The organism is Caballeronia arvi (genome assembly GCF_001544695.2).
Classification (GTDB): Bacteria; Pseudomonadota; Gammaproteobacteria; order Burkholderiales; family Burkholderiaceae; genus Caballeronia; species Caballeronia arvi.
In genome coordinates this window covers 63,483-88,349 of sequence record NZ_FCOM02000001.1, presented here as the reverse complement: position 1 = coordinate 88,349, position 24,867 = coordinate 63,483, and the positions used below count along the sequence as shown (strand labels likewise).

Sequence of the window (24,867 nt, the reverse complement as noted above, 5' to 3'; positions counted from 1 at the left end):
ATTTTCATTTCTTTAGGAATTTCTGAATGGAAATTCGATCGCGACTCGCGAAGAATGCGCACCTCGAATTGATTTTTCGGACTGTTGTTGCGCACCGTCAACTTCAGAAGTCGCTTCTTGCGAACAACTTTATCGAAAGACAAGCCGTGTGACTGCCATAACAAGAGCGCTAAAAGGGATGAGGTCGTAAGCATGAACGAAGTTTATCGGGTGGTTTGGAATGAAGCGGCAGAAAAGTGGACCGTGGCGTCCGAAAACGCGACTGCCCGAGGTAAAGGAGGCAAGCGGCTGATGACTGTGGTCGCAGCGGTTGTTGCGGCGACGGCAGGAAGCGCCTACGCCGGACCGGCCAATTCGTACGCCGTGGGTCTGATGGGGAATCCCGGGACCGGCACAGGCAGCGAGTGTCTGAGTTCGATCGGAACGGGTCTGCAAACGAGCGCGGCGGCGTGCGACGGGGGAGGCGGATTCGGCGCGGGGATGGTGGCATATGACGCAAACCAAGACTGGGGCGCGTGGTCAGTCTTGCAAGGACCTGATCGCGTCAGCATCGGCGCGGGTGGCAAGGAAATGCTTGCGTTGTCCAGTGGCGGAATTACGATGTCCACTTCCGCCGGAATCAACGCTTATGCATCGATGGTTACGCTCAATGCACCGGTGACGATTAATGGTCAGCTTTCGATGAACGTCCACGGCATCACGGGCGTAACAGCCGGCGCCGTAACGAACATCAGTACGGATGCAGTGAACGGCAGTCAGCTCTTCTCGCTGTCGCGCTCCACGTCGACTAGCGTGTTCTCGTTGTCTACCAGCATCGATTCTGTCTCCACCACGGTGATCTCGATGTCCACGACCGTGGATTCGCTCTCCACGACAGTCGGTTCCTTGTCGACCAGTGTCAATTCGCTTTCCACCAGCGTCGACACCATTTCCACCTCGACGTCGACCGCCGTCGTATCGCTGTCGACCGGTATCAACTCACTGTCGACGTCGACTTCGACCACGGCTGTCTCGCTGTCGACGGGTATCGAATCGCTGTCTGCGTCAACGTCGACGGTGGCGGGCTCCCTCTCGAGCAGCATCGACACCTTGTCGGGCTCGACTTCGACTGCCATTGGCTCGCTGTCGACCGGTATCGACACGCTTTCTGCATCGACATCAACGGTTGTCGGCTCGCTCTCGACCGGCGTTGATGAGCTGTCCGCGTCGACTTCGACCACAGCAGTTTCGCTTTCCACTGGAATCGATTCTTTGTCGAGTTCCACCTCGACCGTGGTCGGTTCGCTCTCCACGGGCATCGAAACGTTGTCGACCTCGACCTCGACTGCAATCGGCTCGCTCTCGACAGGCATCGACACGGTATCGACGTCGACTTCGACTGCGGTCGGCTCGCTGTCAACCGGCATCGAAACGTTGTCGACCTCGACCTCGACTGCAATCGGCTCGCTCTCGACAGGCATCGACACGTTATCGACGTCGACTTCGACGGTCGTCGTGTCGTTGTCCACCAACATCGATACCTTGTCGACTTCCACCTCAACCTCTGTCGCGTCGCTCTCCACAGGCATCGACACGTTGTCGGCGTCGACATCAACCACGGCCGTGTCGTTGTCCACCAACATCGATACCTTGTCGACTTCCACCTCAACCTCTGTCGCATCGCTCTCCACAGGCATCGACACGTTGTCGACGTCGACGTCAACCACGGTCGTGTCGTTGTCGACCAATATCGATTCCTTGTCGACCTCGACGTCGACTGCGGTCGGATCGCTGTCGACCGGTATCGACACGTTGTCCACTTCGACATCGACCGCCGTCAACTCGCTGTCGACCGGAATCGATACCTTGTCAACGTCGGTTTCGACCACGGCGGTGTCGCTTTCCACGAGCATCGACGCATTGTCGGGCTCCACGTCGACCGCCGTCGGCTCTCTATCGACGGGCATCGACACGCTTTCGACGTCGACCTCGACCTCCGTCGCCTCACTGTCGACGGGCGTGACTTCGCTGTCCGTGGCTCTGGACAACACGGTTCAATATGACGATCCCGATCACACGAGCGTGACGTTCGGGAATCCAGGAACACCCGTCACGCTGAAGAATGTCGCTCCCGGAGCGGTGACGGATACCAGTACGGAAGCCATCAACGGCTCACAACTCCACGACACCGCGCAAAGCGCTGCGACGGCGCTGGGCGGCGGCTCGACCGTGAACGAGGACGGCACCATCAAGGCACCGACCTATACATTCGAGGACGGCAAGTCCTTCAACAACGTCGGCGAGGCCCTCACCAATCTCGACGGCCGCGTCACGCAGAACACCTCCGACATCAACACGATCAACACCACGCTCAACGACATCACCACGGGCGGCGGGATCAAGTACTTCCACACAAATTCGACGCTGGATGACTCCGCGGCGACCGGCGCGGATGCTGTGGCGATCGGTGGCGACGCACAAGCCACGGCGGATAACGCGGTCGCACTCGGTTCGAACTCGGTGGCGGACCAGAAGAACACAGTGTCCGTGGGCGCGAAGGGCGCCGAGCGCAGAATCACGAACGTGCAGGCCGGCGTGGACGACACGGACGCCGTCAACGTCTCGCAACTGAACTCGGGTATCTCCACCGGTCTCGCGAACGCGGTGACCTATGACGATGCGAGCCATACGAAGGTCACCCTGCACGCAGCGGATCCGGCCGCGTCCGTGACCATCGACAACGTCGCCAACGGCAAGGTCGACGCGACGAGCCATGAAGCGATCAACGGCTCGCAACTCCACGACACCGCGCAAAGCGCTGCGACGGCGCTGGGCGGCGGCTCGACCGTGAACGAGGACGGCACCATCAAGGCACCGACCTATACGTTCGAGGACGGCAAGTCCTTCAACAACGTCGGCGAGGCCCTCACCAATCTCGACGGCCGCGTCACGCAGAACACCTCCGACATCAACACGATCAACAGCACGCTCAACGACATCACCACGGGCGGCGGGATCAAGTACTTCCACGCCAATTCGGTCCTTCAAGATTCATCGGCGACGGGCGTGAACGCGGTCGCGATTGGCGGCAACGCCTCGGCGACGGCCATCAACTCCGTGGCGTTGGGTACGAACTCGGTGGCGGATCGTCCGAATACGATTTCGGTCGGATCGGATACAGACAAGCGTCAAATCACGAACGTCGCGGCAGGCACGCAGGACACGGACGCAGTGAACGTGTCGCAGCTGAAGCAGGCCGGGCTCATCAATGGCGACGGCATGGCCAACACCGCGGTGACCTATAACACGGGAGCGGACGGCAAAACCGACTATTCGAGCATCACGCTCGGCGACGGCACCAATGCGACGACGATTCACAACGTCGCGGTCGGGGTCGCGGGTTCGGACGCCGTGAACGTGGACCAGATGAACGCCGCGATCGATCGCGTGACGAACATCGCGGAAAGCGGCGGCAATCCGATGTTCGCCGCGCAAGGCGACCGCAACACCGAAGTCGCCAGCGCCACCGGCGCACACGCAGTCGCAATGGGTGCGAACGCGGTCGCGAGTGCGGACAACTCGGTGGCGCTCGGCGCGAACTCGGTGGCCGACCGGGCAAACACTGTGTCGGTCGGCGCGGCGGGTGCGGAGCGTCAGGTCACGAACGTCGCGGCGGGTACCCAAACCACCGACGCCGTGAACGTCGGCCAGCTGAATCTCGCGTCGGCCCAGGCGCAAAGCTATACCGATGCGCGCATTTCCGGCGTCCAGGGACAACTCAACGACGTGGCCGGCAAGGCGTGGGGTGGCATCGCGGCCGCGATGGCGGTGGCTGGCTTGCCGCAACCCACCGCGCCGGGCAAGACGATGGTGGCGGTCGCGGGATCGCGTTTCGCTGGTTCCACAGGCGCGGCGATCGGCGTGTCATACGTGACAAACGATGCACGCTGGGTCATCAAGGCGTCGGGCAATACCAGCAGCTACGGTAGCGTCGGTGTCGTGTTCGGCTCGGGGTATCAGTGGTAATGCGCCGCTGCCCGTCTAGGGCGGGTTGAGTCGCAGGAAAGATCGGTCGGCGTTCGCGTCGACCGATTTTTTTTCGCGCGCGCCCACGCGAAGCGGACAGACCGGCCCGAAAAATCTGCCTTACAATCGGTCTCCACCCTGACAATCACGTCACGCGCGAACATGAACGAGCGTAAGTCCCCCGGGCTCGCCGACCGGATCTATAACGACATTCTCAACAGCATCACGGAAGGCGAGTTCAAGGAGGGCGACCGGCTCCTCACCGAACACGCGCTCGCCGAACGCTTCGCAACGTCGCGTCCGACGGTGCGAGAAGCGCTCGCGAGGCTGCGTGCGGACGGCATCATCGTGACGCGACGGGGCTCGGGGACCATCGTCGGACGCCGCCCCGATCCGGACCTGCGCCGTTTCGCACCGCTCGAGACGCTGTCCGACATTCGACGCTGCTATGAATTTCGCGTGGTGACGGAGGCGGGCGCTGCGGAGCTCGCCGCTCTCAAGGCCAGCGATGAAGACATCCGCGCGATCCAAGACGCCTGGGATCACCTCGAGCGCGTGGTCGAATCGCAGCAGGGCATCGGCGCGAAGGACGATTTTGCATTCCATCTCGCGGTTGCGCGCGCATCGAAGAATCAGTTCTTCATTAGCGTGCTGTCGTTCATAGAGGAACAGATCGAATTCGGCATGAACCTGTCGCGGAATCTGTCGTTCGTGAAAACGCTCGAACGGCAGCGCGTCGTTCAGCGGGAACATCGCGAGGTACTCGATGCCATCCGCGCACGAGATTCTGCGCGCGCGGGTAAGGCAATGAAGTCGCATCTCGAAAACGCGGTCGAGCGCATGTTCGGCAGTTGAGTAGTCGCGCTGCGGTTGTCACACAACCTCGACTAGCATTCGGCATCGCTGTCAAGTTGTTTGACAACTTTGCGCGTTGCCGCTGCCGGATCAAGCGCAAAAAGGCACAGCGCCGTCTATACGGTCGCTGGCCTCATCGATGGCGATACGTTGATCGTGCTGAACTATCCAATCCGCCGCGCCGACTCCGCCGACTCCGCCGACTTCGCTATCTTCGGAGCGTCCGTCGATCAACCCCGTCACCCGGGGAAACCTCCAGGAAACCCAAGGTAAAAGCAGGTTAAACAGCGAGGTAACGCGCGCTCGGGGTATATCCCGAGACGCCTTGCAAACCGCTATCGGCAGAAGAAAAAACCCGTTTGGATTGTTTCGGTAACAGGCCTGCTCACTCCGATTTGCTTGACATCCTATAACCCCGTTCGCTATTTTTCAGCATCCAGCCGCAACGAGGACGCACGCGCACAGACCCGACGAATCAGAACCAGGCATAAATAAGCACAAGCAAGGCCGGCGATCGACAACATCGACAAAGCGACGATACGACCGGACCTCTTCCCGACCACGGTTGCGAGAGAAGTGAGGAGACAAAATGGCTTTCAAGGCAGAACTGTCAGTGAAACTGGCGGCGGTTTGCATCGCCGTTGGTGCGGCATTCGGCATGAGCGCGGCGTGCGCGGCCGATCCGGTATCGATCAACATTGTCGACGTCGCAGGCAATCTGCAACTGACGCAAAAGGGCTTCGAGGCATTCAAGGCTAAGCATCCCGACCTGGTTTCGAGCATCACATTCACGAATGCACCCGCGCCGCAACTGCCGGGCAAGATCAAGGCGATGCAGGCGGCGGGGCGCTCGGACATCGACCTCGTCGTGACCGGCACCGACGCGCTCGCGGCCGGCATCCAGCAAGGTCTCTGGGAAAAGCTGCTGCCCGATCAGTCGAAAGCGCTCCCCGGCGTGCTCGACAAATACGCGCCTGGCCCGCGCAAGATGCAGGACATTGCGCAAGGCTACGGTCTCGAAGTCACCTACATGCCCGCCGGGCCGCTGCTCGAATACAACCCGGCCAAAGTCACCGACGTTCCGAAGACGCCCGATCAACTGCTCGCGTGGTGCAAGGCGCATCCGAACAAGCTGATCTACGCGCGTCCGGCCAACTCCGGCCCAGGCCGCACGTTCCTGATGGGCCTGCCGTACGTGCTCGGCGACAAGGATCCGATGGACCCGATCAACGGCTGGGACAAGACCTGGGCGTTCCTCAAGCAACTCAACGACTGCATTCCGTACTACCCGGGCGGCACCTCGGCTGTGATGAAAGAGCTCGGCGAAGGCACGCGCGACATGACCGTCACCGTGACGGGCTGGGACATCAATCCGCGCGCGCTCGGCATCGTGCCTGCTGAGTTCAAGGTCGGCGCGTTCGACAACATGACCTGGGTCAACGATGCGCACTACATGGTGATCCCGAAGGGCGTGCCGAAGGAAAAGCTCGACGTGCTCTACAAGCTGATGAACTTCATGCTCGAGCCGGCGCAGCAGGCATTGACCTATGACGATGGCTACTTCTATCCCGGCCCCGCGGTGAAGGACGTGCCGCTCTCGATGGCGCCCGCGAAGAGCCAGGAAGTGATCCAGAAGTTTGGCCGGCCCGAGTACGCGAAGCTGCTCGCGGACCGTCCGCACGTCCTGCCGCTCAACGCGCAGGCAATGGTCGCGGCGTTCCAGAAATGGGACCGCGAAATCGGCGCGGCGAAGACCAAGTAAGCAGGTTGGGCTTTGCAATCTGACGGCGACGTTTCTCGCAAGGAGCGTCGCCGCTTGCACAAAATGAGCAGGAAATCGTCATGAAGCACACTTTTGAGCAGTTGCGCCTCGACTCGGTCTCGCGCAGCTTCACCAACGCGGAAGGGCATCAGCTCGCGGCGTTGAAGGGCCTCGATCTGAACATCCAGCGCGGCGAGTTCATCGCGCTGCTGGGGCCGTCGGGCTGTGGCAAGTCGACCGCGCTGAATTGCATCGCCGGATTGCAGCCATTGACGGGCGGCGGCATCTGGCTCGACGACAAGCGCATCGACGTGCTGCCGCCCGAGCGACGCGGCTTCGGCATGGTCTTTCAGAACTACGCGCTCTTTCCGCACATGTCCGTGCTGGATAACGTCGGCTTCGGCCTGAAGATGCGCGGCATGCCGAAGGCCGAAGCGACGAAGCGCGCGAAGGCCGCCTTGCAGCTCGTGCAGCTGATCGGCCACGACGGCAAGCTGCCCGGCCAGTTGTCGGGCGGTCAGCAGCAGCGCGTGGCGATCGCGCGCGCGATCGTCATCGAACCGCCGCTCGTGTTGATGGACGAGCCGCTCTCGAACCTCGACACCAAGCTGCGCATCGAGATGCGCGCCGAAATCCGCCGCATCCACGGCAAGCTGGAGCGCGCGACCATTTACGTGACGCACGATCAGGACGAGGCGCTGTCGATGGCCGATCGCATCGTCGTGATGAAGGAGGGCGTCGTGCAGCAGGTGGCGTCGCCGAAGGAAGTGTATTCGCGGCCGAAGAACCTGCATGTCGCGCGTTTCATGGGCTTTCGCAATGTCGTGCAGGCAACGCTCGAAGGCACGCAGGGCGAGACCGTAGCCGTGAACGCGAACGGCGTGCGCCTCCTCGGCACGCCGATGGAAGGCTTCGACAGCAAGCGCGTTTCCGTCGCGCTGCGTCCTGAAGACATGGAGCGCGCCGCGCCCGGCGCCGATAACGCGTTCGATGCGCACGTCGAGGTCGTCGAATACGGCGGGCGCGATTCGCTCATCATCGTGAACACGGCGTTCGGCAAGCTGTGGGCGCGCATCGCGGGCGAATGCAGCGAAGGCGAGCGCATCACGCTGCGCGTCGCGCCTTCGAAGACGCTCGTCTACGGAGAAGAAAAATGATCGCGCTTCCCGCGCAGCAGCGCGATCCGAAGGGCTGGCTCGTCGCGCCCGCGCTCATCTTCATCATCGCGTTGTTCATTTATCCGTTCGCGTACGGGCTCATGCTGTCGTTCAATCCGATGAACGGCGGCGGCGTCTGGGCGAACTACATCACCTTCTTCACCGATTCGTCGATGTGGCCGACGATCATCGTCACGCTGAAGCTCGCGGTGCCCGCGACGATCATCAACGTGGGCGTGTCGGTGCCGGTTGCCTTCGCGCTGCGGCGCACGTCGCCGTGGCAGAAATTTGTCACGACCCTGCTCGTCGTGCCGGTGACGCTCGGCACGGTGCTGATCGCCGACGGCATGCTGACCTACTTCAGCCCGAACGGCTGGTTTCCGCAGGCGTTGCAGGCCCTGCATCTTTATGGCGATGAAGTGCGCCTCACGCACAACTACTGGGGCGTGCTGATTTCGCTGATCGTGTCGGGCTTTCCGTTTGCGTTTCTGTTGACGCTGTCGTATGTGACCGGCATCGATCCGACGCTCGCCCGCGCCGCTTCGACGCTCGGCGCGAGCCCGTGGCAGCAGTTCCGTCAGATCTATCTGCCGCTTCTGCTGCCCGGTCTCACGATGACCGCGTGCCTTTCGTTCGTGCAGGCGTTCTCGGTGTTTCCGTCGGCGGTGCTGCTCGGCGCGCCGGCCGGCCCGACGCGCGTGATCTCGATCGCCGCATCGGAGGCCGCGTTCGAAAGCTACGATTACGCGCTCGCATCGACCATCGCCATCGTGATGGGCTTCGTGCAACTGCTCGTCGTCGGCGGCATGCTCGGCGCGCGCCGCTTCTTCTACACGGGTCCGGTGACGGGAGGCAAGGGATAATGGCTCTCGATAATCAAACGGCGCCGGTCTGGGCATCGCCCGGCAACAACGCGGGCAAGATCATGAAACAACAGTCGAGCCTGCGCGACAGGCTGTGGAAGTGCTTCGTCTGGGCGACGATGGGCTTCTTTCTCGTCAACGTGCTGCTGCTGATCGCGACCGTCGCCGTGAACTCGGTGGCGACGCGCTGGTTCGGCACGCTCTTGCCGCAGGGCTTCACGCTGCACTGGTACGCGCAGGCATGGAGCGACTTCCAGCTTTCGAGCGTGCTGCTCGTGACGCTCGAAGTGGTGGGCGCGGTGGTGCTGCTGTCGCTCGTGCTCGGCGTGCCGGCGGCGTATGCGCTCGCGCGCGTGCAGTTTCCCGGCAAGCGTTTCGCGATGCTCGTGTTCCTGCTGCCGCTGATGGTGCCGCCCGTGACATACGGCATCCCGATGGCGACGGTCATGTACAAGTTCCATCTCGCGGGCACGCTGACCGGCGTGATTCTCGCGAACCTGGTGCCTGCGTTGCCGTTCGTTATTCTCGTGATGACGCCGTTCATCGAGCAGATCGATCCGAATCTGGAATCGGCCGCACGTATTTTCGGGGCAAACACGTTCCGTTACTTCCGCTACGTGCTGCTGCCGCTGCTCGTGCCGGGCATGCTGGCTGCTGGTTTGCTCGTCCTGGTGCGAACGATCGGCATGTTCGAGCTGACGTTCTTTACCGCCGGGCCGACCACACAGACGCTCGTTGTCGCGCTGTACTACGCGGTCTTCTCGACGGGCGTGCGCGCACCGCAATCCATCGACGCGATGGCGATGATCTACATGGCCATCACGATGGTCTGGGTGCTGATCGCGCTGCAGTTCGTGAGCCCGACGCAACTCGTGTCGCGCGTGAAGGAGCAGAAGCAGTGACGCCTCTCAATACGGACGTCGTGTTGTGACGAAATTCCGCGAAGTCGTCGAGTTGGACGCCGAGCCGCGCCTGTGCATTTCGAGCGGGCCGCATGTCATCGAAATCGCGCCGGCCGCGGGCGGGCGCATTACGCGCTTTGCCACGCGGGGCGAGCGCGGCCTCGCGGACTGGCTCGTGCCCGTGACCATCGCGGGCTGGCCGTGCGATGCCTGGCCGAAAGGCGGCAGCTATCCGCTCGTGCCGTTTTCCAATCGCGTGCGCGATGCGCGTTTTCCGGCGCCGGATGGTTCCATCGTCGAGCTGGCGACGTTTCCCGGGATGGCGCACGCGCTGCACGGCTTCGGCCAGTTCGCGGCGTGGAGCGTCGAGTTGCAGGAGGCGGATTGCGTCGTGTTGCGCTACGTGCACGGCGAGGGCGAACATGGCTGGCCGTGGGCGTTCGAGGCCGTGCAGCTGATCGAGGCGAACGCGCAGGGCGCGCGCATGTCGATGCGCATCGTGAACCGGTCGTCGAGTCCGATGCCGGTCGGCCTGGGTTTTCATCCTTACTTCGGCGCGAGCGAGGCCGAACTTCATGCGACCACGCACTGGCGTCACGAAGCGGAGATCGCGATCGAGCCGACTGACGAAAGTCCCGCGCGTCGGCATGAGCGGGAAACGGAAGGCTGCACGCGCTATCTGAGCGGATGGGACGGGCGCGCGACCTTGCGCTATGCGGACGGCCGCACGCTCGAACTGATAGCCGACGACGCGCTGAGCCATGTCGTCGTGCATTGTCCGGCGGGCGCGGGTTATCTGTGCGTCGAGCCGGTCTCGCATGTGAGCGACGGCTTCAACCTCGCGGCGCGAGGCCGGCCCGGCACGGGCATCGCTGTCATCGATCCAGGTAGTGAAATACGGGCGTCGCTCGTGATGGCAACCGGCGCGAACCCGGCCCGGCGCGACGACGACGACGCCTGACGCGCGCTTCGACACAGGCGCGCTCGCGAACCGCGGGGCAGCGCGACGCATTCGCCGGCAAGCTTCCCCCGACGATGCAGATATCCGTGTTCATGGCGCACCTCCAGTGCGGTTCAGCGCAATTCACCGCGTGAGCGGCATCGAGAAAAATGACTCGACGAGATCGACGATGCGCCACGTCGAGCAAGGCCGGCGGCAGTGGGCGTCGAAGCCGGCTTCCTTGAGCGTTTGCACCGGATCGGCGGGCCACACGTTGCTCATCGCGACGAGCAGGCGCCCGGTCACGTCGGCGTCCATGCGCAGCGTGCGCGAAAAGACGTAGCCGGACTCGTTGTCGAAACTCGTATCGAGAAGCAGCGCCTGCGGCTGCCAGCTATGCACCAGCGCCCGCACGGATTTCAGATCCTGCGAATGGATGACCTGCAAGCCTTTCAGCCGGAGTTGCACGGCGAGCGAATCGCCGATCGACTTGTCCTTGTGGGCGATCAGCACACGGCGCGATGCGTCTCCGCTACGGGCCCGCTTGATACGCCACAACGCGAATTCGCTCTCGTTGTCGGCCAGACGGCTTGACATCTCATCCTCCATGCTCGTATTGGGTTACGTGGTCGATTCGATGCCGCCAGTGTCGGCCGGACGGGCTCATCGGAAAACCCGGCACGGGCAGGGAACGCGGAGAATTTTGGGAGACTGCCGAATGTATCCCTGCGAAAGAGGGGTGGAAGTCAATCGGAGCGCGCGTAATATCGGAACCGTTCTCGGAGCGTCGCAATGGAAAATGGCTATTTCAAAACTGTGTTGCTGGTAGAGGACGAAGGGCTCACCCGGAGCGCCATGAAAAGCCTCATTCTGGCGAACGAGCCCTTGCTCGAAATCGACGAAGCCGATGGTTTCGAGCAGGCGAAAGCCAAGCTTTCCGCCAATACCTACGACCTGATGTTTCTCGACTACCACTTGCGCGGCCAGGCCACGGGCATGGATCTGCTCAACTGGATCCGCGAGGAAGAGCGCGAGATCCAGACGATCATGCTGTCCGCGCAGGACGACCGCGACACCGTGCTCGAGTGCATCAAGAACGGCGCGTGCGGATTCATCTCCAAGGGCAGCGAGCAGGGCGCGGGCGTGTTTCGCGAAGCGCTCAAGACCATCCTGAATGGGCGCGTGTATCTGCCGAACACGGTGCTCGGCAAGGGCGGGCATAGTCCCAAGCCGGTGTCGCCGCACGCGGGCGTGACGGTCGAATCGCTCGATCTGCCGCCGCGCCTGACCGAGACGCTCCGCTATCTGCTGCAGGGACTGTCGAATAAGGCTATCGCGCGCAAGATGAACATCAGCGAAAACACCGCCAAGGAATATTCAAGCGATCTGCTCGCGCGCTTTCACGTCACGCGGCGAACGTTTCTGATCGTCGAAATGGCGCGGCGCGGGATCGAAATGCCGATGAGCAATACGTCGTCGGCGTCCTGAGCACGCGCTTAATCCTCTTTTTCGACGCGGGCGCACCGAAAGGGCGTCCGCGTCGTTGCGTGGGCGGCCTTTTTCGCATCGTTCCGATGAATTCATCCCGGGATGGTAAGGTAGAGCCCGGACTAAATTTGAGATAGGTCAGCGCAGGTGATTCGCAGGATGACGTTCATAAAAATGCAAGGCGCCGGCACGGCAATCGCGGTGACAGCGGCGCTCGTTCTCGGCGCATGCGCGCCGCTTCCACAGCAGACCGACGCCGATGCGGCGGCTGCCGCGTCGGCAGCATCGGCTGCGCGAGCCGCCCAGGCCGCGCCCAGGCCGGCAGCACCGCCCGCGCCGCCGGGCGAACAGCGCATCATGGTCGGCACCGCGAACGGCTACCATCAGATGATCAAGACGACGCCCCCGTCGCAAGTTTGCGATAGCGAAGCCTTTGCCGACGGCGTGCGCTACGGCTACGCGCTGACGTGGAACCGGCTCGTCGGCGAAGAAGTGCGCAACGGCGGCAAGGCGAAGCGCAAGTTCGACGCCTCCGCGGTTCATTCCCAGGACGATCAGTACAAGATCCAGTGGGACGGCAAGGAGCGCGTCAATGCGTGCGCGTCGGACGGCTATCTGATCGGACGCGTCGTCGGGACGCATCTGGCCGGCGTCGACATGCGCGGCAACAAACCGTCCTGAGCGAGGGAAACGGGGTCAGGGGTCAATCGCACGCGTGCGTGGCCGTGACATAGCGGCCCGTGATGGCGACATCGCCGTAGATCGTGTAGCCCGTGCCGTTCGCCGATGCCTGCGCGATCACCAGCACCACCGACTGGCTTGTCAGACCGCCGCTCGGGATGGAGACGGCCTGCGTATCGGTGCTCGGCGCGTATTCGCGCACGCGTCCGGCGATCGGCGTCCATTTTTCCTTCACGCACCGAACGAAATCGTAAGGCTTCAACTGCGACGTGCCGGACCCGACCGGCACGGTCTTGAGCAAGGCGTCGTCCGTCGAAACGCACGCGCTCAACGCGGACGCGCCGATTGCTGCCAACAAGATTGCGATGGTTTTTCTCATAGTTCCGATACCTTTTTTACAGTGACCGCTTAAACTTCTGCTCTTATTCGACGTCCGCAGAGCGCGCGGGCGTCGATCCTAACCGCTCCCCTGACAAACCGTAAAGCCAATTCGACCGGTCGTTCGTGCTAAATCAATCGCCAAAACAGCGCGCCGAGTCTGAACACAAGCTTTCGATTAGTAGTTTTCCCAGTATTGGTCAAGTCGGGTCAACCGTCGCCGTTATATAGGCGTTTCACACGTTAAAGCCTTTTGTATGGCGCGAGCGCGGGCGGCGGGAGCCGATTGTGGCGCTCTCCGACCGCGTGAGTTGCGCGGGTCCCCGATAACCTTGATGTAACGTCGCCATCGACCGTTCGCGGCCGATGCGCAGCGTCAGTCAGTTTGATAGAACGCATGTCTCGCACAAAGTTGCTCGCCCGGCTTCGCGCCATGTCACCCGTCGGACGCCCGTCCGGCGGCGTCGATCTTCAGCGGCTCGCCGCGCCCGTGCTCACGGTCGTGATCTGCGTGCTGCTGCTCGTGGTCTTCCAGCATCTTTCCCGCTCGGTCGATTACAAATCGGTGATCCACTCGCTGCGCGTGATGACGCCGCAAGCCTGGTTCGCCGCGCTGTTCGCGACCGCGCTATCGTTCGCCGCACTGGTCGGGCGCGACGCGGTCGGGCTGCGTCATATCGGCGTGTCGATGCCGCGTTCGCTGCTGTGGGTCGGCGCGACGGTCGGCTCCGCGCTCGGCAACGTGACGGGCTTCGGCGCGCTGACGGGCGGAGCCGTGCGCTGCCGCGTCTACGGCGCAGCCGAGGTCACGCCGGCGCAGGTTGGCCGCCTCACGATCTTCACGAGCGTCACGCTCGCGCTTTCGCTCGCGTTCATGGCCGCCGCCGGCATGCTGTTCGGCGCGGACACGCTCTCGGGCATGATGCACTTGCCGCCCGCCGCATTGCGCGCGACGGGCGCGGCGCTGCTCGCGGTGTTCGCGGCGATGGTCCTCGTCTGCGGCAGTGAGCCGCGCACGCTGCGCTCGCGCTGGAAGTGGCTCGCGTTCACCGTGCCGGCGCGCCGTGATTTCGTCGCGCAGGCCGCGCTCGCCGTCGTCGACGTGCTCGGCGCCGGGCTCGCGCTCTGGGCGCTGCTGCCGAATCCGCAAGTCGGTTTTGGCGAATTCATGACGGTGTTCTCGGCGGCGATGCTGCTCGGCATGATCGGCCATACGCCGGGCGGTGTCGGCGTGTTCGAGGCGGCGATGGTCTTCGCGCTCGGCGGCAGCGCCCAGACGCCGGACGTGCTCGCCGCGCTGCTCGCGTACCGCGCGATCTACTTCGGCCTGCCGTTGATCCTTTCGGCGGGCGTGATGGCGGCATTCGAAGGCCGTGCGCTCAAGGGCCGCTTCGGTTTCCTGCATCCGCGTCACGTTTCGCAGCTCGCGCCGGTGTTTCTCTCGATCGTCACGTTCGCGGCCGGCTCGATGCTCGTCATCTCCGGCGCGACGCCCGCGTTCAAGATGCGCATCGCCCTGTTGCAGACCATCGTTCCGCTGTGGGTGCTGGAAAGCTCGCAACTGCTCGGCTCCGTGTTCGGCGTGCTGCTGCTGTTCGTCGCGCGCGGTCTGATGCGCCGGCTCGATGCCGCCTGGTGGCTCGCGCTGATCCTCGCCGTGACGAATCTCGCGCTGTCGCTGGCAAAGGGGCTCGCGTTCGTCGAAGCGGGCGTGCTGGCGTTTCTCGTCGTGCTGCTCGTCGCGACGCGCGAGCGCTTCAACCGCCGTTCGTCGCTGTTCGCCGAGCGCTTCACGGCGACCTGGCTGATTTCGATCGGCGTCGTGATGGCGCTGGCCGTCTGGATCATGTTCTTCGCGTTCCGCGATGTGCCATACAGCGGCGATCTCTGGTGGCAGTTCGCCTTCGACGAGCGCGCTCCGCGTGCGCTGCGCGCGACGCTTGCCGCGGCAGTGGTGGCGTCGGCGTTCGGCGTCTGGCAATTGTTGCGTCCGGCGGCGGGCCGCTTCGTGAAACCCGCGGCGCAGGATCTCGTCGATGCCGCGCGCATCTTCCGTGCGCAGGAGCGCAGCGACGCGGGCCTCGCGATGATGGGCGACAAGAGCTTCCTCTTTTCCGAGTCGCGCGAAGCCTTCCTGATGTACGCGAAGCACGGCCGCACGTGGGCCGCGCTGCACGATCCGGTCGGCCCGCGCCGTGAGTGGGCGGAACTGATCCGCAAATTCGTCGAGCTCGCGCACGCGCACAATGGCCGCGCGGCGTTCTACCAGGTGCGCGCCGATGCGCTGCCGCTCTATCTCGACGCCGGCCTCACGCTGATGAAGCTCGGCGAGGAAGCTCACGTCGCGCTTGCCGACTTCGATCTGAAGGGTTCGCATCGTTCGCATCTGCGTTATGCGCTCAAGCGCGGCGAGCGCGACGGATTCGACACCGAGGTGATCGGTTCTGCGCGTATCGCCGAAAGCCTGCCTCTGCTGCGCGCGATCTCCGACGACTGGCTGGAAAGCCGCTCGGCGCGCGAGAAGAGCTTCTCGGTCGCGGCCTTCAACGAGGAATATCTCGCGGCGCAGTCGGTGCTGCTGGTGCGCCAGGAGGGCAAGCCGGTCGCGTTCGTGACCTTCATGACGACCGACATGAACACCGAAGCGACCGTCGGCGTGATGCGCCACGTCGCCGATGCATCGCCGTATGCGATGGAGTATCTCTTCACCAAGCTCGCGCTGCATCTGAAGGAAGCGGGGTTCAGGTCGCTGTCGCTGGGCATCGCGCCGCTGTCGGGCATGGAGCCGACGCCGCTCGCATCGCACTGGCATCGACTGGCTGGGCTCGTGTGGCGGTTCGGCGGGCGTTTCTACAACTTCCGCGGCCTGCGCGGATTCAAAAGCAAGTTCCAGCCGCGCTGGGAGCCGCGTTACCTCGCGGCGTCCGGTTCGGTCGGCGTATTTTTCACTTTGGCGGATCTTTCGCTCCTCGCGGGCGGCTGGCGTTCATGAAATTCCTTTGCAAGAAAGCGGCGGCGCTGGCAGCGGCCGCCGTCTGTGGTGTCTTACTGTCCGGCATGGCGCATGCGGCCGAGACGATTTCCGGCGGGCGCTATGGTCAGGTCACGCTGACGAAGCCCGCGGGCGGCATGACGGGCTTCGTCGTGCTGTTTTCGGAGAAAAGCGGCTGGAGCCCGGCCGATCAGCAAGCCGCCGATGCGCTCGCCGCCAAGGGCGCGATGGTCATTGGTGTCGACACGATGAAGTACGCGGCGAAGATCAAGGCCGACAAGACCGAGACGTCGTGTCACAACCTCGTCGGCGACGCGGAGAACATGAGCCATCAGCTCGAACGCACCGTGCAGACGAATCGCTATTACGCGCCGATTCTCGTCGGCACGGGGCAGGGCGCGATTCTCGCGGAGAGCGCGCTGAAGCAGGCGCCGGACAACACCGTCGCGGGCGCGGTATCGCTTGCGGCGGAGCCCATGCTCGACGCGCGTTTCAATCCGTGCGCACCGGATTCGACCATCATCCACGCGAAGGGGCTGCCAGGCTTCTTCGAATACACGGCGGTGCTCGAAACGGGCCGTTCGAAGGCCGATGCGCTCGTCGCGATGACGGCGCCGCATCTGAAAAAAGCCGAACCCGTTTCAGAAAGCGATGTCTCCGATCTGCCGCTGATCGAGCTGCGCGCCGCGCAACCGACGGATCTGCTCGCGATCGTCATTTCCGGCGATGGCGGCTGGCGCGATCTCGACAAGACGATGGCGCTCGCGTTGCAGAAAGATGGCGTATCGGTGGTCGGCATTGATTCGCTGCGTTACTTCTGGAGCGAGAAGACGCCGCAGCAGACCGCCAACGACATCGCCCGCGTGATCCGCGCCTACAACGCGCGCTGGCATACGAGTCACGTGGCGCTCGTCGGCTACTCGTTCGGCGCGGACGTGATGCCATTCGCGTACAACCGCCTGCCGGACGCGGTGCGCGATCAGGTGTCGTATATCTCGCTGATGGGCTTTTCGCCGTCGGCGGATTTTCAGATTCGCGTGACGGGCTGGCTCGGCATGCCCGCGAGCGACAAGGCGCTGAAGGTGCGCCCGGAACTCAACAAGCTGCCGCCGTCGATGGTGCAATGCATCTATGGCGAAAAAGAAGAAGACACGCTGTGTCCGCAACTCACGAAGACGGGCATCGAAGTGGTGAAACTGCCCGGCGATCATCACTTCGGCGGCGATTATGATGCGCTCGCGCGGCGCATTCTCGCGGGGTGGCGGAAGCAGATCGCGGCGCGGCAGGGGTAAGGTCGCGGATCAGGCGCTGACCGCCGAATTTCGGCCGAGCATCAGATGATCAGAGCGCTTCGAGCAAACGAAGCGTCTCAGGATGCTTTTCCACCAGACGGATTAGCACCGCGGCCTGCGCGTTCGGTCTTGCCTTTCCTTGTTCCCAGTTTTGCCAGGTTCGTACGTTGACCCGTAGCCGGTGCGCCATCACTGCTTGGGAAACGTGAGCCGATTCACGAACATTTCGTATTTCTTCCGCGCTCACTTCTACTGGCTCGGGCGCTTCGACGCTGACTTTACGCAGCGTTACTTTGCCTTCTCGCTCGGCAGCCAGCGCATCGAGTCCTTCGCTGAGTTCGGAAAACAGATTTCGCTTCTTCATACGGCACTCCTTCGGCTGACCTCTATATCCAGCAAACTCGATAGCGTCGCGCGCTCGCGGCTGGACAGGTCGCTCATTTCATTTTTGTCGTAAATCGTAAACATCCAGAATTGAGCGCCATCGACCCAGCGGTAGTAAAGGATCCGAAGCCCACTCCGCTTTCCCTTGTTGCGCCTCCTGTCGCCGAAGCGGACTTTCCTCAGACCGCCGGTTCCCTTGATCAGGTCGCCTGCCTCGGGATTTGCTAGCAACTGGAGTTGAAGTTCGCGGTACTCTTCGTCCGTAAGGTAGTCCGAACGGTAACGCTGAAACGGTGGCAGTTCGACGAAAAGCGCTTGCATGGACGGGGGTAAATATACGCAATCTGCGTATATTAAGCAAGCGAGACCAGCCCGCAACGACGTTCACAGAATTTGATTTTCTTGCGCTGAGCTAACATCATCGGACACCCGCCACCGGAGTCCGGCATGTCCCTGATCGATCACCTCGACCACATCGTGCTCACCTGCGTCGACGTGGAAGCGACGAAGCGCTTCTACATCGACGTTCTTCAAATGAAGCTCGAAACCTTCGGTGCAGGCCGCATGGCTTTCCGCTTCGGCAATCAGAAAATCAACCTTCACGTGCGCGGCTCGGAATTCGAGCCGAAGGCGCACTTGCCCGTGCCGGGTGCGCTCGATCTGTGTTTCATCGCGGCCGTACCGCTCGACCGTGTGATCGAGCGGCTCGCGCAGATGAACGTTCCAATCGTCGAAGGCCCGGTCGAGCGCACGGGGGCGACGCACAAGCTTCGCTCCGTATACGTGCGCGACCCGGACTACAACCTCATCGAGATTTCCGAACTCAGTTAAACGGCCCGAGATAATCGCGCTTGCCGATCGGCGCGCCGAGATGGCGCAGAATGTCGTGCGTCGTGACGACGTGGAAATAGAAGTTCGGCAGCCCGAAGCCGAACAGATAATCGTCGCCCGAAAACGACGGCGAAAAGTCCGGAAACTTCAGCGTGACCGTGCGCGTTTCACAACCGGCGAGCGATGCCTTGTCGATGCTTTTCAGAAACGCGATCGTCTTCTCGATGCGCGTCTGCAGCGACGCAAAGCTGTCCTCGTTGTCCTCGAAGCGCGGCGCCTCGATTGCGGCAAGACGCGCGGCCGAGAGCTTCGCCGTGTCGCTCGCGCGCTGGATCTGCGCGACGAGCGGCAGCATGTCGGGCGCAAGACGCGCGTTGATGACATCGTCGTGGGGGAGGCCTTTTTCATCAGCGAAGGCGGCGCCTTTTTTCAGCAGATCCGAGCACACTTCGAGGCCGCGAATGAAGACCGGAATCGACGCGCGATACATCGTGAGAGACATGGAATTGCGCTCCTTGAGTTTGTCGTTTCGATGGCAACAGGGGACACAAGCATAGCGCCGCGCGCTTTCGCCTGCTCGAATCGACGGCGCCCGCCGCTCAGTCCGACCCATGCCGCGCTTCCCACGCGCGCAACGCCGTCTCGTAGCGTTCGAGCGCTTCCTCGTAAAGATCGAAGACGCACGGACTGCAGCCGCTCTGACAGCAATCTTCCGGCAATGGACGCTCGGGCGGCGTCGGGCGCGGGTCGTCGTGATCGGGCATCGGTGTGAGAAAGGCGTGAAAGAGGCATAAGCGGCTCATTGTGCATCGGCTTCGCGAGGCGCGACGTGAGCGGCTAGACTTTGGCGGCGGGCCGCGCCGCGCGCGATGCGATACTGCGCGCGGGGCAATTGTCTGCCCGTCATCACGTCGAAAGGACCGAGGACTCACGCGATGAATCAGCTCGTCAGCCTTGCGATCTCCGGCGCGCTCGCGAGCGCCTTGCTGGCCGCCTGCGCGCTGCCGCCGGAAACATCGGAAACGGCGGGCGGCGCCGGGCAGACGGGCGCGGCGAATCAGTCGAATCCCGGCTCACCGGCCGTCTACAGCGCGGAAATCCGCCGCACGCAGGACGGCATTCCGCACATCCGCGCCGCCGACGTGGGCAGCCTCGGCTTCGGATTCGGCTACGCGCAGGCGCAGGACAACCTGTGCACGCTCGCCGATGGCTTCATCACGTATCGCGGCGAGCGCTCGGCTTATTTCGGACCGGACGCGCGCCCGATGTCGGCAGCGACGTTCGGCCAGCCGCGCAACATCGACGCCGATTTCTTCTTTCGTCTCGTCGGCGATCCGGCGACGGTCGAGCGCTACCGTTCCGCGCAGCCGGCCGATCTGCGCAGCCTGATCGACGGCTTCGCGGGCGGCTATAACCGCTATCTCGCCGATCTCAACGCGGGCCGCTTTCCGGGCGCGCACGCGGCGTGCAGGGGCAAGCCGTGGGTCGGCAAGATCGGCGCTGAGGATATCTATCGGCGCCTGATCGCGGCCAATCTCGCGAGCGGTTCGGCGCGTTTCGTGACGCCGATCGCAACGGCGCATCCGCCGAAACCCGCTGCATCGACGCCGCGCGGCGACAGCAATGAAACGCAAACCGCGCTCGACGCGCTGCGCTTTTCCATCGGCGAGCATCCGGGCATCGGCAGCAACGCACTGGCGTTCGGTGCGCCGATCACGCGCGACAAGCGCAGCATCCTGTTCGGCAATCCGCACTGGTTTTGGCGCGGCCCCGACCGTTTCTATCAGGCACAACTGACGATTCCCGGCCAGATGAACGTCGCGGGCGTGTCGTTTCTGGGCGTGCCGCTGATCGTGCTCGGCTTCAACGAGAACATCGCGTGGACGCACACGGTCTCGAGCGCACGGCGTTTCGGCATCTTTCAGTTGACGCTCGATCCCGCCGATCCGACGCGCTATCTCGTCGATGGCCAGAGCGAAGCGATGACGCCCGTGCCGCTCACGGTGCGCGCCCGCCGCGCCGATGGCAGTATCGACACCGTGTCGCGCACGCTGTATCGCACGCGCTTCGGACCGGTCGTCGATCTGTCCGCGATGGCGCAGGGCCTCGGCTGGAACGCTCAGCGCGCGTATGCGCTCGCCGACGTGAACGTCGACAACACGCGCGTGTTCCAGAACTTCTTCGCGTGGAATCAGGCGCGCTCGCTCGGCGATTTCATGGCGATCCAGAAACGCTACGCGGCGATGCCGTGGGCGAACACGTTCGCGATCGGGCGTGGCGACGAGCGCGTCTGGTTTGCCGACATCGGTCCGATTCCGAACGTGCCCGATGCTCTCGCCGAAGCGTGCACGACGCCGGCAGGCCGCGCGTTCGCCAGCCGCGTGCCCGGCGTGCCGTTCCTCGACGGCTCGAAGAGCGCGTGCGCGTGGCGGGTCGATCCGGCGAGCGTGCAGCCGGGCGCGCTGCCGCTCGATCAGCTGCCGAACACCGTGCGCGGCGATTACGTCGGCAACTTCAACGACAGTTATTGGCTCACCAACGCGAATGCGCCGATGTCGGGCTATCCGCTCGTCGCAGGCGCGACGCGCGTCGAGCAGTCGCTGCGCACGCGCTATGGCCATCTGCTCGCCGCGCGATTGCAGCGCGAGCGCGGCGGCGTCACGCGCGAGGCGCTCGAATCGGCCGTGCTGGAGACGAACTCGATGTCGGAGCGCCTTTTCCGCAAGCCGCTGCTCGACGCGGTCTGCACGGTCAACGAGGCGGGCGGTCCGCTGCACGAGGCCTGCGAGGTATTGCGCAACTGGAACGGCACCGCGGATATCGACGCGCGCGGCGCAAACCTGTGGGACGAGTTCTGGCTGCGCGTGATGCGTATCGCGCCGGAGCGTCTGTACGAGTCGTCATTCGATCCGAACAAGCCGCTTGCGACGCCGGGCGGATTCAACGTCGACAATCCGGCCGTGCTCCAGGACTTGCGCCAGGCGCTCGGCGGCGCGGCGCTTGCGCTGAACCTGAACGGCTTCGCGCTCGATTCTCGGCGCGGCGACATTCTCTACACGACGCGCAACGGCGCGCGCGTGCCGCTCTACGGCGGCTGCGACGAGGCGGGCTACTTCGCGATCGTCTGCGCGCGGCGGCCGCTCGACCGGCAAGGTTATCCGATGGACCCGAGCGGCCAGGGCGACAGCTACGTGCAGGTGGTCACGTTCGGCGAGAACGGCGTCGAAGCCGACACGATGCTTTCGCATTCCGAATCGGACGATCCGGCCTCGCCGCATTCCGGCGACGCGACGCGCGCTTTCGCCGCGAAACGCTGGGCACGCTTTCCGTTCACCGAACAGGCGATCGACTCAGACCCGGCAGTGACGCGCGCCGTCGTGTCTTCGTCGCGCGATCAGGCGGCGAGCGCGCCCGGACGTTAAGCAAACGCGCAAAAAAGGTGCATGCGCGGCGCGCGCCCGGTCGAGCCTGGGACGATTCCCGTCTATGATGGAAGTTTGCTCGAAATGGAACTACGGTCATGACTATCGGCGACAGCACGCAACACGACGAAGCGGTGCGGCTCGATTCCGCCGCGCTGCGGGATTTCGTGGAACGCAAATGGAACGACGAGATCGTGCCCGCCCTGACCGACTACATCGCGATACCCGCAAAAAGCCCGATGTTCGATGCCGACTGGGCGCGCCACGGCTTCATCGAGCGCGTGGTCACGGATGCGGTCGACTGGGTCAAGACGCAGCCGGTGAAAGGCCTGAAGGTCGAGATCGTGCGCTTGCCCGAGCGCACGCCGGTCATCTTTTTCGAAGCGCCCGCCACGCGCTCCGGCAGTACGGAAACGGTCGTGCTGTACGGCCATCTGGACAAGCAGCCGGAATTCGAAGGCTGGCGCAGCGATCTCGGCCCGTGGACGCCGAAGCTCGAAGACGACAAGCTCTACGGACGCGGCGGCGCCGACGACGGCTACGCGACCTACGCCAGCATCACCGCGCTCGCGGCGCTGGATGCGCAGGGCGTCGAGCGGCCGCGCTGCGTCGGTATCATCGAAACGTGCGAGGAATCGGGCAGCTACGATCTCCTGCCTTACATCGACGCGCTGCGCGATCGGCTCGGCGACGTCGGCCTCGTCATCTGCCTCGATTCCGGCGCGGGCAACTACGATCAGCTCTGGCTCACCACGTCGCTACGCGGACTCGTCGCGGGCGATCTCGAAGTGCAGGTTCTGGACGAGGGCATTCACTCGGGCGGTTACGGCGGGATTGCGCCGTCGACGTTCCGCATCATGCGGCAACTGTTCGAGCGCCTCGAAGACTCCAGCACCGGCGATCTGCTGCCGAAGGAATTTCATTGCGCGATCCCGATGATGCGCCGGCGCGAAGCCGAAGCCACCGCGCGCATTCTCGGCGACGACGTCTGGAAGAAGCTGCCGTGGAGTTGCGGCCAGGACGGCGGCAGCGTCTTGCCGACGACGACCGATCCGCGCGAAGCGCTGCTCAATTCCACCTGGCGTCCGTCGCTCACGGTGACGGGCGCGTCCGGCCTACCGCCGCTCGCCGACGCGGGCAACGTGCTCGCGCCGCGCACGGCGTTCAAGCTGTCGCTGCGCCTGCCGCCGCTCATCGACGCGACCGAGGCGGTCACGCGGCTGCAAAGGCTCCTCGAACGGGATGCGCCGTACAACGCCAAGGTCACGTTCAAGCCGGAAGCGGGCGCAGCCACCGGCTGGAATGCGCCTGATCTCGCGCCGTGGCTGGCGACATCGCTGAACGAAGCGTCGAAGCGGCACTTCGGCGCGAATGTTGCGTTCATCGGGCAGGGCGGCACGATTCCGTTGATGAATACGTTGAAGGAAGGCTTCCCGCGCTCGCAGTTCATGGTGTGCGGCGTGCTCGGCCCGAAGTCGAACGCGCATGGTCCGAACGAATTTCTGCATATTCCGTATGGGAAGAAGCTAACGGCTTCCGTCGCGGAAGTGATCGCGGCGGCGCCTTAAGCGCTGCGGATCGATGAATTTCGATGAAGCCCGGGTCGTCCGGGCTTTTTTTCGGCCGTATTCAACGATTTTGTAAAACCAACTGGTAAGGCCAGTTGAACGCCGGTAAAGTGATGGACCCGAGCGCGTCTCAAAAAAATCGAACGCGCGCCATCAACTACGGAGACGAGTGTCGCAATGATTGCATCCCCCACGCCCACCCCTTCAGCCACCGAACAGCGCATCGCTGCCGACACGCTGCACGCCTACGTCCGCGCGATCTGGGAGTCCGCCGGCAGTACGCCGCGCGAAGCGGAACTGGTCGCGGATCACCTGGTGATGTCGAATCTGTCGGGTCACGATTCGCACGGCGTCGGGATGATTCCGCGTTACGTTGCATCGCTCGGCGAGGGACAGCTGAAGCTCAACACGCACGCCGAGATCGTGCGCGACGCCGGCGCGGTGCTGACCGTCGATGGCCGCAAGGGGTTCGGGCAGGTCGTCGCTTACGAGGCGATGGAGCACGGCATCGAGCGCGCGAAGAAGCTCGGTGTATGCGCGGTGGGCTTGCGCAATGCGCATCACATCGGGCGGATCGGCCATTGGGCTGAGCAGTGCGCGAAGGCGGGGCTCGTGTCGTTCCACTTCGTGAACGTGGCGGGCGATCCGCTCGTCGCGCCTTTCGGCGGCATCGACCGGCGCTTCGGCACGAATCCGTTTTGCGCCGCGTATCCGCGCGACGGCAAGAGCCCGCTCGTGCTGGACTTCGCGACCGCCGGGATCGCCTATGGCAAGACGCGCGTCGCGTACAACAAGGGCGTAAAGGTCGCGCCGGGCATGCTGCTCGATCACGAAGGCCAGCCGACCGTCGAGCCGAAGGTGATGCACGAAGAGCCGTTCGGCTCGCTCACCGCGTTCGGTCTGCACAAGGGTTCGGGACTCGCCGCGCTGTGCGAGATTTTCGGCGGGGCGCTGTCGGGCGGCTATACGACGCACGAAGACACCCTGGAGAAGTCGAGCGCGATCATCAACTGCATGACGTCGGTGATCATCGATCCGAACGCATTCGACGCGCCCGCCGCGCAAGCGGAAGCCGAGTCGTTCCTCGAATGGATGAAGGCGTCGCCGCGCGCCGAGGGCGTCGATGCGATCTACGCGCCGGGCGAACCGGAAGAAGCGCGTCGCGCGGACCGCACCGCGAATGGCATCGCGATCGATCCGACCACGTGGAAGCAGATCCGGGATTCCGCGACGAAATCGGGCATGACGGAAGCGACAATCGAGAAATTCGCGAGCGCGCTCAAGTAGGTCGCCGGTGCAACTTTGAGGTTCGTTATTTCCGCTCGTATCGGCGCCGACGGTGCCTGA

22 protein-coding genes and 1 pseudogene are annotated in these 24,867 nt (G+C 63.6%); 16 read left to right on the top strand and 7 right to left on the bottom strand.

Features of this window, described 5'->3' with window-relative positions:
• Window positions 1-192: 192 nt before the first annotated feature.
• A pseudogene (locus AWB74_RS48565) lies at window positions 193-768 on the top strand (ESPR-type extended signal peptide-containing protein); the annotation flags it as partial.
• Here AWB74_RS48565 and AWB74_RS47135 read toward each other — a convergent pair.
• Entirely contained in the window at window positions 756-1,946 is a 1,191-nt protein-coding gene (locus AWB74_RS47135; protein ID WP_235024448.1) for a hypothetical protein, read from the bottom strand. The pseudogene AWB74_RS48565 and the gene AWB74_RS47135 sit on opposite strands and share 13 nt — an antisense overlap.
• Here AWB74_RS47135 and AWB74_RS47130 point away from each other — a divergent pair.
• The 7 genes from AWB74_RS47130 (at window position 1,900) to AWB74_RS00340 (ending at window position 10,505) form a co-directional block, all read left to right on the top strand.
• Entirely contained in the window at window positions 1,900-4,005 is a 2,106-nt protein-coding gene (locus AWB74_RS47130) for a YadA family autotransporter adhesin (RefSeq protein ID WP_235024447.1), read from the top strand. The two genes, AWB74_RS47135 and AWB74_RS47130, sit on opposite strands and share 47 nt — an antisense overlap.
• Before the next feature lie 162 nt (window positions 4,006-4,167).
• Window positions 4,168-4,860, top strand: a complete 693-nt coding sequence (locus AWB74_RS00365) for a FadR/GntR family transcriptional regulator (protein ID WP_061144806.1) — start codon at window positions 4,168-4,170, stop codon at window positions 4,858-4,860.
• A gap of 589 nt (window positions 4,861-5,449) precedes the next feature.
• On the top strand, window positions 5,450-6,622 hold the full coding sequence (locus AWB74_RS00360) for an ABC transporter substrate-binding protein (RefSeq protein WP_061144805.1): 1,173 nt from the start codon (window positions 5,450-5,452) through the stop codon (window positions 6,620-6,622).
• An 80-nt stretch (window positions 6,623-6,702) separates the two neighbouring features.
• Complete coding sequence (locus tag AWB74_RS00355) at window positions 6,703-7,779, top strand: ABC transporter ATP-binding protein (protein WP_061144804.1); 1,077 nt, start codon at window positions 6,703-6,705, stop codon at window positions 7,777-7,779.
• Window positions 7,776-8,642, top strand: a complete 867-nt coding sequence (locus tag AWB74_RS00350) for an ABC transporter permease (protein ID WP_061144803.1) — start codon at window positions 7,776-7,778, stop codon at window positions 8,640-8,642. Before AWB74_RS00355 ends, AWB74_RS00350 begins: the two co-directional genes overlap by 4 nt.
• Window positions 8,642-9,544, top strand: a complete 903-nt coding sequence (locus AWB74_RS00345) for an ABC transporter permease (RefSeq protein WP_061144802.1) — start codon at window positions 8,642-8,644, stop codon at window positions 9,542-9,544. The genes AWB74_RS00350 and AWB74_RS00345 overlap by 1 nt, the downstream gene beginning before the upstream one ends.
• A 25-nt stretch (window positions 9,545-9,569) precedes the next feature.
• Complete coding sequence (locus AWB74_RS00340; protein WP_061144801.1) at window positions 9,570-10,505, top strand: aldose epimerase family protein; 936 nt, start codon at window positions 9,570-9,572, stop codon at window positions 10,503-10,505.
• Between the two features lie 123 nt (window positions 10,506-10,628).
• On the opposite strand, the gene AWB74_RS00335 is transcribed toward AWB74_RS00340, so the two are convergent.
• Complete coding sequence (locus tag AWB74_RS00335; RefSeq protein ID WP_061145222.1) at window positions 10,629-11,081, bottom strand: response regulator; 453 nt, start codon at window positions 11,079-11,081, stop codon at window positions 10,629-10,631.
• A gap of 195 nt (window positions 11,082-11,276) precedes the next feature.
• Between AWB74_RS00335 and AWB74_RS00330 the strand changes: the two genes are divergently transcribed.
• Together AWB74_RS00330 and AWB74_RS00325 are read left to right on the top strand one after the other, a co-directional pair.
• Window positions 11,277-11,972 (top strand): response regulator transcription factor, encoded by a 696-nt coding sequence (locus AWB74_RS00330; protein ID WP_061115843.1) that lies wholly within the window; start codon window positions 11,277-11,279, stop codon window positions 11,970-11,972.
• A 159-nt stretch (window positions 11,973-12,131) separates the two neighbouring features.
• Window positions 12,132-12,653 (top strand): hypothetical protein, encoded by a 522-nt coding sequence (locus tag AWB74_RS00325; protein ID WP_061144800.1) that lies wholly within the window; start codon window positions 12,132-12,134, stop codon window positions 12,651-12,653.
• Window positions 12,654-12,675: 22 nt separating this feature from the next.
• Here the strand turns inward: AWB74_RS00325 and AWB74_RS00320 are convergent, their stop codons facing one another.
• Window positions 12,676-13,032, bottom strand: a complete 357-nt coding sequence (locus tag AWB74_RS00320) for a hypothetical protein (RefSeq protein ID WP_061144799.1) — start codon at window positions 13,030-13,032, stop codon at window positions 12,676-12,678.
• A 396-nt stretch (window positions 13,033-13,428) separates the two neighbouring features.
• Between AWB74_RS00320 and mprF the strand changes: the two genes are divergently transcribed.
• Together mprF and AWB74_RS00310 are read left to right on the top strand one after the other, a co-directional pair.
• On the top strand, window positions 13,429-16,023 hold the full coding sequence (mprF, locus tag AWB74_RS00315) for a bifunctional lysylphosphatidylglycerol flippase/synthetase MprF (protein ID WP_096032004.1): 2,595 nt from the start codon (window positions 13,429-13,431) through the stop codon (window positions 16,021-16,023).
• Window positions 16,020-17,315 carry a virulence factor family protein gene (locus tag AWB74_RS00310; RefSeq protein ID WP_061144797.1) on the top strand — a complete coding sequence of 432 codons (1,296 nt, stop codon included), beginning with the start codon at window positions 16,020-16,022 and terminating at the stop codon, window positions 17,313-17,315. The genes mprF and AWB74_RS00310 overlap by 4 nt, the downstream gene beginning before the upstream one ends.
• 49 nt (window positions 17,316-17,364) lie before the next feature.
• On the opposite strand, the gene AWB74_RS00305 is transcribed toward AWB74_RS00310, so the two are convergent.
• Together AWB74_RS00305 and AWB74_RS00300 are read right to left on the bottom strand one after the other, a co-directional pair.
• On the bottom strand, window positions 17,365-17,679 hold the full coding sequence (locus AWB74_RS00305; protein ID WP_087038715.1) for a helix-turn-helix domain-containing protein: 315 nt from the start codon (window positions 17,677-17,679) through the stop codon (window positions 17,365-17,367).
• On the bottom strand, window positions 17,676-18,020 hold the full coding sequence (locus tag AWB74_RS00300; protein ID WP_061144796.1) for a hypothetical protein: 345 nt from the start codon (window positions 18,018-18,020) through the stop codon (window positions 17,676-17,678). The genes AWB74_RS00305 and AWB74_RS00300 overlap by 4 nt, the downstream gene beginning before the upstream one ends.
• A 126-nt stretch (window positions 18,021-18,146) precedes the next feature.
• Here AWB74_RS00300 and AWB74_RS00295 point away from each other — a divergent pair, with 126 nt between their 5' ends.
• Window positions 18,147-18,530, top strand: coding sequence for a VOC family protein (locus AWB74_RS00295; RefSeq protein ID WP_061144795.1), 384 nt, complete (start codon window positions 18,147-18,149; stop codon window positions 18,528-18,530).
• On the opposite strand, the gene AWB74_RS00290 is transcribed toward AWB74_RS00295, so the two are convergent.
• A complete protein-coding gene (locus tag AWB74_RS00290; protein ID WP_061144794.1) occupies window positions 18,523-19,032 on the bottom strand; it encodes a DUF1993 domain-containing protein in 510 nt (169 codons plus the stop codon). The two genes, AWB74_RS00295 and AWB74_RS00290, sit on opposite strands and share 8 nt — an antisense overlap.
• A 97-nt stretch (window positions 19,033-19,129) precedes the next feature.
• Window positions 19,130-19,333 (bottom strand): oxidoreductase-like domain-containing protein, encoded by a 204-nt coding sequence (locus AWB74_RS00285; protein ID WP_407642376.1) that lies wholly within the window; start codon window positions 19,331-19,333, stop codon window positions 19,130-19,132.
• A 132-nt stretch (window positions 19,334-19,465) separates the two neighbouring features.
• Here AWB74_RS00285 and AWB74_RS00280 point away from each other — a divergent pair, with 132 nt between their 5' ends.
• The 3 genes from AWB74_RS00280 (at window position 19,466) to AWB74_RS00270 (ending at window position 24,807) form a co-directional block, all read left to right on the top strand.
• Entirely contained in the window at window positions 19,466-21,952 is a 2,487-nt protein-coding gene (locus AWB74_RS00280; RefSeq protein WP_061144792.1) for a penicillin acylase family protein, read from the top strand.
• Window positions 21,953-22,050: 98 nt separating this feature from the next.
• Window positions 22,051-23,520, top strand: a complete 1,470-nt coding sequence (locus tag AWB74_RS00275; RefSeq protein ID WP_061144791.1) for a M20 family metallopeptidase — start codon at window positions 22,051-22,053, stop codon at window positions 23,518-23,520.
• Window positions 23,521-23,697: 177 nt separating this feature from the next.
• Window positions 23,698-24,807 (top strand): malate/lactate/ureidoglycolate dehydrogenase, encoded by a 1,110-nt coding sequence (locus tag AWB74_RS00270; RefSeq protein ID WP_061144790.1) that lies wholly within the window; start codon window positions 23,698-23,700, stop codon window positions 24,805-24,807.
• Window positions 24,808-24,867: the final 60 nt, after the last annotated feature.